Here is a 9140-nt window from a genome sequence, read left to right as displayed (position 1 = left end):
ATGCGCGTGGCCGACGACACCTTCGCCGCCGCCGTCAAGATCCACCAAGTGTCTGCGACCATCGCGCCCGACAACGAACGCAAAATCGCCCGGGCGCTGGGCCTTTTTGAAAGCCACATCGACGGGAAGGCGTTTACGGAACAGGTCGCCGCGTTCCAATCCGACAAGGTGACGCCGATCATGTTTCAATACCGGCTGATCGAAAAGGCCAAGACCCAGCCGAAGCACATCGTTCTGGCCGAAGGTGCGGAAGATCGCATTTTACGGGCGTCGGACATCCTGTTGCGGCGCAAGGTCTGCGACCTCACCCTCCTGGGTGACGAAGCCGAGATTACGCGCAAAACAGCTGCCCTGGGGGTGAATATCACCGGCGCCCGGGTGGTCGACCCCATCCATTCAGAATGGCTTGACGATTTCATCCAGACGTTTTTCGACCTGCGCAAGGCCAAAGGCGTCACGATCGAGATGGCCCGTGACGCGGTGCTCGACCCCAGCTGCTTCGGCACCATGATGGTGCACAAGGGGTACGTCGACGGGATGGTGTCCGGGGCGGTTCACTCCACCGCCAACACCATTCGCCCCAGCCTCCAGATCATCAAGACCAAACCGGACTGTGCCATCGTTTCCAGCGTCTTTCTGATGTGCCTGGCCGACCGGGTGCTGGTCTACGGCGACTGCGCCGTCAATCCCGACCCCGATGCGGCGCAACTGGCGGACATCGCCGTGAGCTCGGCCGAGACGGCGCGCCATTTCGGGATCGAACCCCTCGTGGCGATGTGCTCCTATTCGAGCGGAATTTCCGGCAAAGGCAAGGACGTGGACAAGGTTCGGCAGGCCACGGAGATCGTTCGCAAGACCCGGCCCGACCTGAAGATCGAAGGCCCCATCCAATACGACGCGGCGGTGGACGCCGGGGTGGCCAAAACCAAGATGCCCGGCAGTGAAGTCGCCGGCCGGGCCACCGTTTTCATCTTTCCCGACCTGGACACCGGTAACAACCTCTACAAGGCCGTACAGCGCTCGTCGGGGGCGGTGGCCATCGGGCCGATTCTGCAGGGGCTCAAAAAGCCGGTCAACGATTTGAGCCGCGGCTGCATGATCACCGACATCGTCAACACGGTGGCCGTCACCGCCATCATGGCGCAGACCGTATAGATCAAGGGGGCCTCATGAAAATTCTCGTTCTCAACTGCGGCAGCTCGTCCATCAAATACAAGCTCTTCGACGTGGACCACGGCCGGGTGATGGCCTCGGGGCTGGCGGAAAAAATCGGTGAGCCCGGAAGCGTCCTCAACCACCGCTGCACCGCGACCGACGGGGAGGAAAAAAAGGTCGTCCTCGAGGGCCACATCGCCGATCACCACCAAGGGCTGCAGCAGGTCGTTGACCTCCTGCTGGACCCCCAGAAAGGGGTTGTCAGCGACCGGTCGGACATTACGGCCATCGGCCACCGGGTGGTGCACGGAGGGGACCGCTTTCACGCCCCGACCCTGGTCGATGACGACGTCATCGCCGACATCGAGGCCTGCATCCCCCTGGCGCCGCTGCACAACCCGGCCAACCTGATGGGCATTCAGGTGGCCCGCAAGCTTTTTCCCGGCGCCCCCCAGGTCGTCGTTTTTGACACGGCTTTTCACCAAACCCTCCCCCCCGAAGCGTACCTCTACGCCCTGCCGTTCGCGCTCTGCGACCGATACAAAATTCGGCGTTACGGGTTCCATGGCACTTCGCATGCCTTCGTGGCGGAAGAGGCCGCCGCCTTCCTCGAGCGGCCGTTGGCCGAGCTCAACCTGATCACACTGCATCTGGGAAACGGGGCCAGCATGGCGGCCGTCGCGGGCGGCCGCAGCATCGACACCACCATGGGCCTCACGCCCCTGGCAGGGCTGGTGATGGGCACCCGCAGCGGGGATGTGGACCCCTCGGTCCTCGTCTTCCTGGCCCAACACGAGAAGATGTCGGCTGAAGCCCTGGACGCGCTCTTGAACCACAAGAGCGGGCTCCAGGGATTGTGCGGCGTCAACGACATGCGGGAGGTGATCGACAAAATCGAAGCGGGTGACCGCAAGGCGGAGACGGCCCTGGCGGTTTTCGCCTACCGCATCAAGCACTATATCGGGGCCTACACGGCCTGTCTGGGCCGCGTCGACGCCCTGGTGTTTACCGCGGGCATCGGCGAAAACGCCCCGCTGGTGCGGGAGCGCGCCTGTCAGGGGCTGGAAGGCTTGGGCATCAGAATCGACAGCCGGCGCAACACCCGACGTTCGGAAGGCGTGCAGGAAATCAGCACGGCCGACAGCCGCGTGAAGGTTCTCGTGATTCCGACCAACGAGGAGCTGCGAATCGCCCAGGAGACCAAGAAAGCCGTCGGAAAGTCGGCCGGGTGAGAGGTTTCGACTTCCACAGCAGGAGGATCGCTTCAGATGACAGACCAAACGCATAACGGACGGCAGCCGCAAGGCCTAATGGTGCTGCGGACGGTGGCCATGCCCAAGGATACCAACTCCAACGGCGATATCTTCGGCGGCTGGATCCTGGCCCAGATGGATCTGGCCGGGGGCCTGATGGCCAAACAAATCGCCGGCAGCCGCACGGTCACCGTCACCATCGACAAAATGGTGTTCAAGCGGCCGGTGCATGTGGGGGATGCCATTGGGATCTATGCCGAGCTGCTGCGCGTCGGCAACTCGTCGATGGACTTGCAGCTCGAGGTTTGGGCCAAGGCCCTGTCGGAGGATTATGTGGCCGAACGTCACCTGGTCACGGAAGGTCTTTTCCGCTACGTCGCCATCGACGAACACCATCGGCCGCGGCGGATTCCCGACAATCCGCCGTTTTTTACCAGATCGGGCGACACCTTTTAGCGGCGCATGGATGATCGACCGGGGAACTAGGATTTCGGGATGATTATCAAGCTGGTCCGTCACGGCGAATCCCAGGCCAACGTCGACGATCCCATGGCGTCGGCGGCGGCCGACCACCTTGTGCCGCTGACGCCCCGCGGCGTCGCGCAGGCCAGGGAGGCAGGACGCACCCTGGGCGGATCCTATTTGAAGGCCTCTTTGATCTACACTTCCCCGTTCCGGCGGGCGCGGCAGACCATGGCGGCCATCCTGGAGGGCGCCGACCTCAGCCCGGATCAGGTCAGCGTTTGGGAGGACCCCCGCCTCCGCGAGGTCGATCACGGCTATTTCGACGTTGCCGGCCAGCACGACCTCGTGGAGAAGTACGGCCACTTTTACTACCGTTACAGGGGAGGCGAAAGTGCGGCCGATTGCTATGACAGGGTTTCAGGATTTCTCGACACCTTTGTGCGGACCATCAAAAGCCGTCGATCCAAGCAAGCGCTGCTTGTCACCCATGGGTTGGCTTTGCGCGTCTTCGTGATGCGCTTTCTGCATTTGACCGTGGAACAGTTCGACAAGATCGCCAACCCTCACAACGCCGACATCATTACCCTGGCCCATCGGGAAACCATAGCGGCGCCCCAGTTTGTTTCCGGAGTCTGGGGCGTCGAAGGGCTGCGCCGATATCCGGAAACCTAGCACCGGGGATTGCAGCATTGCCGGGCTCTGTTTCGGAGAAGGGGCGGATGCCGCCATTTGCATCCTGGATCGTTGCGATCTGCCCGATTCGGATTCAAGAACGGTATGACACGATGCGCGAAGACAACAGGCAGGCTATAATTTTGGGACGCGGCCCCGCGTTGAGCGCAGCGGCAGTGCTCTACCTGCTGGAGGTGGCGGTCGGCGCGTTTACCGGCCTTCTGGCGGCGGCTTTTCACTTCAGCCTGGAGAAGGCTTTTGCGCTGCACGCCGCGGTGGGGTCCATGTTGCAGGGCCTCGGCCCGCGAGCGGCGCTGGTCTCAGCGTTGCTGGGCGCGGCCATGGTGACCGGGGCCGTTGCTATCGTGCGCCGGTTCGCCCCGGAAGCCGCGGGCAGCGGCATCCAGGAAATCGAGGGGGCCATGCAGGGTCTGCGCGCCGTTCGCTGGGCGCGTGTGGCCATTGCAAGTTCGTCGGCGGTGTTTTGGCCATAGGGGCAGGTCTGCTTCTCGGCCGGGAGGGACCGACGGTTCACATGGGCGGCTGCGTCGGCCGAATGATCGGCGAGAAGACGGGCGCCGACGCCCACGGGATGAACACACTGCTGGCCGCCGGCGCCGGTGCCGGGCTCAGTGCCGCGTTCAGTGCCCCAGTGGCCGGGGTCATCTTTGTGACCGAAGAGATGCGTCGCCGGTTCGACTACAATTTTATCTCTCTGCACGCGGTGATCGCCGCCTGCATCACCGCCAAGGTGGTCAATGACCAGGTCTTCGGGATGCGGCCCGCACTCCCGATTCAACTGGTGCTGGATCTGCCGGCGCTGCCGCCCGCGGAGGAATTGCTGATCTTTGTGCCCCTGTATCTGCTTCTGGGCGCAATGGTGGGCATCTGCGGCGCGGCCTTCAATACAGCCCTGCTGGGCATACTGCGCCTCGTGGACCGCTGGCGCCGGCCGACGAAGCTGATTCTGGTTGCGGTCTTCGGTGCCGGAGTCGGCACCCTGCTGGCGGTGGCGCCGGAATTCGTGGGCGGTGGCGAGGCTTTGATCGAGGCCATTTTCCCCCATTCGCCCGCGATTCCGATGCTGCTGCTTCTGCTCGCGGTGCGCGCTGTGCTGACCTTTGCCAGCTACGCTACGGGCACCCCCGGAGGCATTTTTGCGCCCATGCTGGCGTTGGGCACCCTGATCGGTATGGGTTTTGCCCTCGGCGTGCAGGCGCTTTTCTCCCACATTACGATGCACCCGGGCGCCTTTGGTATCGCCGCCATGGGCGGCCTTTTTGCCGCCACGGTGCGGGCGCCGCTTACGGGCATCGTGCTGGTGGCAGAACTCACCGGCAGCTTCGGGCTGCTTTCGGCGATGGTACTGACCTGCCTTACGGCCAGCATCACCGCTCAGTCGCTGGGAAGCAAACCGATCTACGATCTTCTCCTGGCCCGGACGCTCGACAACACGGTCCCATCCGGGCCTCAAGACGATGAACGGCTCGAAAAGACCAACCGGGGATAACCTTAGCTGGCAAATGCCATGCCTTTGGCCTGACCGATCCTGCAGGGGTGAAGCCGGCACGGACAGCCCGGATCCCGTCTAGGATCGTAGCTTGCGAGATTTAATCAGTCCCTTCAACCGTAAAATTTCTTGATGGCAACGTTTTTCAACTACGAGCATAGCCTAATGATGAGGAGAAAATCTTGTCTACATTGGATAGAAGATTACGGATCGCCCTGCTTGCCGGTTTGGTTTTCCTGGCGGTTCTGGGTTTTGGTACCGCCCTTGTCCATGCCCATGGCCACGGCGGCGGACACGGTGGCAGCCATGGCCACGGCGGCTTAGGGGGCCACCACCACGGTGCCCACCATCACACGCACTACCACAGAGGCGCCCATGGCCATCCGGGGCTTTATTATGATTCCCACTATCATCACGATCACGACGACTACGGCGATCATTTTCACCCCTGCCGCCCGATTTCGGGGGCCAATGCCGACTGGGAAATGGAAAGGAACGATCCCTTCAACCAGGAATGCCGCAACCACGCTGGGGAGTGGGAGCCCAGTTGGGGCGATTGAATCGAACCTATCGGTTCCAGGTTCATCAAGGCGGGGGGAAAGGAAACCACCAGCCCGCCAATGTTTGACACCAAGTCTCCCTTCATTGCGCGGAATACGGTCATGAGTTGACCGCCAGAACCTGACGCCTCCGCATGAGAGCGATCGCCTTTGCCCGGGTCAATCGATCGTAACCGATAGGGAAAAACCGGTGGATTCTGTCGCCTGATGAGGTTTTCGGTGACCTCGGTGCGCGGGAACCCATGAGGCCGTGAAGATGGAACTATCATCGATTCTGATCAGTCTGGTATTCATGCTCGGGGCTACGGCGCTCTGTGTCATCCTGGTTGAGCGCCTCGGTTTAGGTTCCGTGCTGAGCTTTATCATTGCCGGGATCATTATCGGGCCGCACACACCGGGACCCGTCGCCAGTCCGAACGTGAACGACCTACAGAACGTGGCCGAGCTCGGCGTGGTGCTTTTCATGTTCACCGTCGGTCTGGAGATGCTTCCCCGCAAGGTTTGGGCCATGCGTCGCTTGCTTTTCGGTCTAGGCTCGGCCCAGATGCTGGCGACCGCGGCGGTTTTGGCCTTCTACTTGGTGTTTTTCGTCAAGGTGCAATGGCCAACGGCGATCATTTTGGGCCTTGGTTTCGCCATGTCCTCCACCGCCATCATCATGACAACCCTCAAGGAGCGCGGGGCGCTGGCCAGCGAACACGGAGAGACGACGTTTGCCATCCTCATGGCCCAGGACCTCTGGGTCGTGCCGGTTATGGCCCTGGTGCCCATTTTGGGCCATAAGACAACCCAAGCTGTTGCCATACCCATCTGGGAAAAAGCCCTGTTGGTCGTGAGTGCTCTGGCAGGTATCTTCGTCGTCGGACGTTACCTGTTGCCTGCCGCCTTGGGCTATACCGCCAAGGAGCGCCGAATGGACGCCTTCGGGATCCTTCTCTTTCTGGCGGTCATTGCCGCCGCCTGGGCGGTGGACCGGGTCGGAATCTCCATGACCCTGGGCGCTTTTGTCATGGGGATGCTGCTCTCGGCCTCGGATTACCGCTATCAGATCGAAGCGACGGTGGCCCCTTTCAAGGGAACTCTGATGGGCCTGTTTTTTATCGCCGTGGGCATGTCCATCGATGTCGGCGCCCTGTGGCATGACCTGTCGAAGCTCCTGGCCCACGTTCCCGTGGTGCTACTGATTAAGGCCGTGGTGTTGACCGCCCTTGTCCTCGCCTTCGGCATCAGCCGGTCAGCCGCCGTTCGCACCGGTTGTTATCTGTCCCAGGTGGGTGAGTTCGCTTTTGTCCTTTTTGGTGCCGCCGCGCTGGCCGGTCTGCTGAGTGCTACAGGCCATACCTTGGCGCTGCTGGTGGTTGCCGTCAGCATGATTGCAACGCCGCTGATGGTGAAAATCGGTGATGGGCTGGCCGGTCGCCTGCGGGGGCGGCCGGGGGCGACGGGAGCGACGCCCGCCGCCGATCTCGAGCGGCATGTTGTCGTCATCGGCCACGACGAGGTGGGGCAGCTCATCTGTCGGATGCTAGGCCAAGCGAAAATACCCTATGTTGCTTTTGATCAGGATATCAATCTCGTAAGACAGGGCAAGCAATCGGGCTACAATGTCCACTTCGGCAACATTTACAGCGCCGTCACACAGGAGGCCGCCGGACTCGGAAAAGCATCGGCGGCATTTGTGGCCATTTGGGAGTCGGAGCGCGCCGAGGGCCTCGCGATCACGCTGCATCGCTTGTACCCGTCGCTTAACGCCTACGTCCGCGTGCGGACCCTCAGGGAACAGGATAGGCTGGTTTCCAAGGGCATTAAAAAAGCATGTACGAGCTACATCGAGAGCACGCTGGTCCGCGGGGCGATGCTGCTGAAAGATCTTGGCGTACCCGAGGCGGATGTCAACGACCTGGTCAAAGCCTTTCAGAAGGATAATTACGCGCTGGTGAGAGCCGACAATGTAGAACAGGTTGGTTAGGCGATGGACGAATGCATTGTTGAGCAACCGGATCTTGATGCTTTGACCATGGCCTACTGGCGCCGCAAGCCGGAGAAGGGTTTGCTGCACCATAGCGACCGAGGCAGTCAATATGCCTGTGAGAAATATCAGAAACGCTTGCAAGACTGCGGGATGATCCCGAGTATGCGTCGCAAGTGAGAGTGTTGGGAAAATGCCCCAATCGAAAGGTTCTTTGGCAACCTCAAGTCAGAGCATCTGCAAATTTCCGATTCGACGAGAAAAAGCTGGTCGTCATGGAAAACATGGAATTCACGGAAGCTGAAGCCAAGGGCTTATGAATAGTTTATTAACAATATCAGGAAAAACTGTTTCAGAACAGCCAGCTTTTCGGACAGCTGATCGTGTCCTATGCGACCAATTAGCAGTCCCTGACCGACGAAAAGGCCCTGGAGCTCATAGATAAGTACTACGAGGCCCGGAGCGAGCGCTAGAAAATCATGCAGAACTACACCGGTGAACTCAAAAAAGTCCTGCCCGGCCGTAAAATTTTTCGCCACCTGCTGTTTGAGACCAAGCTCGAAGCGATTGCCCGCTTCGAAAAGGCGAAAAAGATACCCCTTGCAAAACAGCAATAGCAATCGTAAATCAAGGAGAAAAGCCGGCCCTTGAGGGTGGGACAGCCCCCACCTCGGAAGATATCGACCCTCTGCAATCGGGCGATCCTGGTTCCCTCATGTCGCATTGGCTGCGACGCGGACGGTGCACCTGGTACTTGTGTTTGCTTCTTTTCTGAGATTTTGGCTCGGGCAGGAAAAACCCGGAAGCGGAAGAAAAAATTTTTTCAATACCACACCCTGGAAAAGGAGAGGCATATCATGAAAAATTTCGTCATTTTTTCTCTGCTGGCGGTCTTTGTTCTCGTCCCGGGCATTTGCGGGGCGACCGATGAAACGGATTTCGAAGTGAAAACCACCGCAGATTTAATCGATCTGTGCACGACATCTCCCGAAGAGCCCCTGTTTGCGCAAGCCGTCAATTTCTGCCACGGCTACCTGGTGGGCGCCTACCACTATTACCAGTCGATTTCGGCCGGGACACAGGGGCTGGAGCTGGTATGCTTGCCGGATAAGAAGCCAACCCGCAACGAGGTCATCGGTATGTTTATCGCGTGGGCCAAGGATCACCCGCAGTACTGGAACGAGCCGGCGGTCGAAACCGAATTCCGCTTTTTGATGGAGAAGTTCCCCTGCAAACCCTAAGTCCGGATATAATCCGAGATTGTGAAAGGAGCGCCTCATGAAACGATCGTCTATCGTCGCAATACTGGTCCTCAGCCTGGCCCTCTGGGGGTGTGCCGGCATGTCGGATACCGAACAGCGCACCCTGAGTGGCGGTGCCATGGGCACCGCCGCGGGGGCCGTGGTCGGCGCCATTTCGGGCCATACCCTGTGGGGGGCGGCCATCGGTGCGGCCGCCGGCTCGGCCGGCGGATTTCTCCTCGGTAAACACCAGGAAGCCACGAAAAACGCCTACCAGCAAGGCTTCGAAGCCGGAAAGAAGCAATCCCAGCAGTA

10 protein-coding genes and 1 pseudogene are annotated in these 9140 nt (G+C 60.4%); all 11 read left to right on the top strand.

The genetic code is table 11. From position 1 onward, the window contains the following. Nucleotides 1-1155, top strand: a 1155-nt coding sequence (gene pta, locus LJE63_07745; GenBank protein MCG6906501.1) for a phosphate acetyltransferase, incomplete at its 5' end; no start/stop codon positions are given. 14 nt (nt 1156-1169) lie between these two features. After that, entirely contained in the window at nt 1170-2387 is a 1218-nt protein-coding gene (locus LJE63_07740) for an acetate kinase (GenBank protein MCG6906500.1), read from the top strand. A gap of 36 nt (nt 2388-2423) precedes the next feature. Next, nucleotides 2424-2864, top strand: coding sequence for an acyl-CoA thioesterase (locus LJE63_07735; GenBank protein ID MCG6906499.1), 441 nt, complete (start codon nt 2424-2426; stop codon nt 2862-2864). 39 nt (nt 2865-2903) lie between these two features. Continuing rightward, a complete protein-coding gene (locus tag LJE63_07730) occupies nt 2904-3545 on the top strand; it encodes a histidine phosphatase family protein (protein ID MCG6906498.1) in 642 nt (213 codons plus the stop codon). A 47-nt stretch (nt 3546-3592) separates the two neighbouring features. After that, nucleotides 3593-4039, top strand: a complete 447-nt coding sequence (locus LJE63_07725; GenBank protein MCG6906497.1) for a hypothetical protein — start codon at nt 3593-3595, stop codon at nt 4037-4039. Then, nucleotides 3991-5055, top strand: a complete 1065-nt coding sequence (clcA, locus tag LJE63_07720) for a H(+)/Cl(-) exchange transporter ClcA (protein MCG6906496.1) — start codon at nt 3991-3993, stop codon at nt 5053-5055. Before LJE63_07725 ends, clcA begins: the two co-directional genes overlap by 49 nt. An 816-nt stretch (nt 5056-5871) precedes the next feature. After that, the gene (locus LJE63_07715; protein ID MCG6906495.1) at nt 5872-7584 is read left to right on the top strand and encodes a cation:proton antiporter; all 1713 of its coding nucleotides are present in this window, start codon (nt 5872-5874) and stop codon (nt 7582-7584) included. A 36-nt stretch (nt 7585-7620) separates the two neighbouring features. Further along, nucleotides 7621-7827, top strand: a pseudogene (locus LJE63_07710) (IS3 family transposase). Nucleotides 7828-8063: 236 nt separating this feature from the next. Next, entirely contained in the window at nt 8064-8201 is a 138-nt protein-coding gene (locus tag LJE63_07705) for a hypothetical protein (GenBank protein MCG6906494.1), read from the top strand. A gap of 240 nt (nt 8202-8441) precedes the next feature. Continuing rightward, nucleotides 8442-8825 (top strand): hypothetical protein, encoded by a 384-nt coding sequence (locus tag LJE63_07700; GenBank protein MCG6906493.1) that lies wholly within the window; start codon nt 8442-8444, stop codon nt 8823-8825. A 37-nt stretch (nt 8826-8862) separates the two neighbouring features. After that, nucleotides 8863-9140 (top strand): YMGG-like glycine zipper-containing protein (locus LJE63_07695; protein MCG6906492.1); only part of this gene is annotated, 278 nt, incomplete at its 3' end.

The organism is Desulfobacteraceae bacterium (assembly GCA_022340425.1).
Lineage (GTDB): Bacteria > Desulfobacterota > Desulfobacteria > Desulfobacterales > JAABRJ01 > JAABRJ01.
The sequence above is the reverse complement of the archived record's forward strand: the minus strand, read 5'-3'. Positions and strand labels throughout refer to the sequence as shown.

What these genes read in the sequence shown, in the direction of transcription:
- LJE63_07740 (MCG6906500.1), top strand. Translation starts at nt 1,170, where the DNA reads ATGAAAATTCTCGTTCTCAACTGCGGCAGCTCGTCCATCAAATACAAG.
- LJE63_07735 (MCG6906499.1), top strand. Translation starts at nt 2,424, where the DNA reads ATGACAGACCAAACGCATAACGGACGGCAGCCGCAAGGCCTAATGGTG.
- LJE63_07730 (MCG6906498.1), top strand. Translation starts at nt 2,904, where the DNA reads ATGATTATCAAGCTGGTCCGTCACGGCGAATCCCAGGCCAACGTCGAC.
- LJE63_07725 (MCG6906497.1), top strand. Translation starts at nt 3,593, where the DNA reads ATGCCGCCATTTGCATCCTGGATCGTTGCGATCTGCCCGATTCGGATT.
- LJE63_07715 (MCG6906495.1), top strand. Translation starts at nt 5,872, where the DNA reads ATGGAACTATCATCGATTCTGATCAGTCTGGTATTCATGCTCGGGGCT.
- LJE63_07705 (MCG6906494.1), top strand. Translation starts at nt 8,064, where the DNA reads ATGCAGAACTACACCGGTGAACTCAAAAAAGTCCTGCCCGGCCGTAAA.
- LJE63_07700 (MCG6906493.1), top strand. Translation starts at nt 8,442, where the DNA reads ATGAAAAATTTCGTCATTTTTTCTCTGCTGGCGGTCTTTGTTCTCGTC.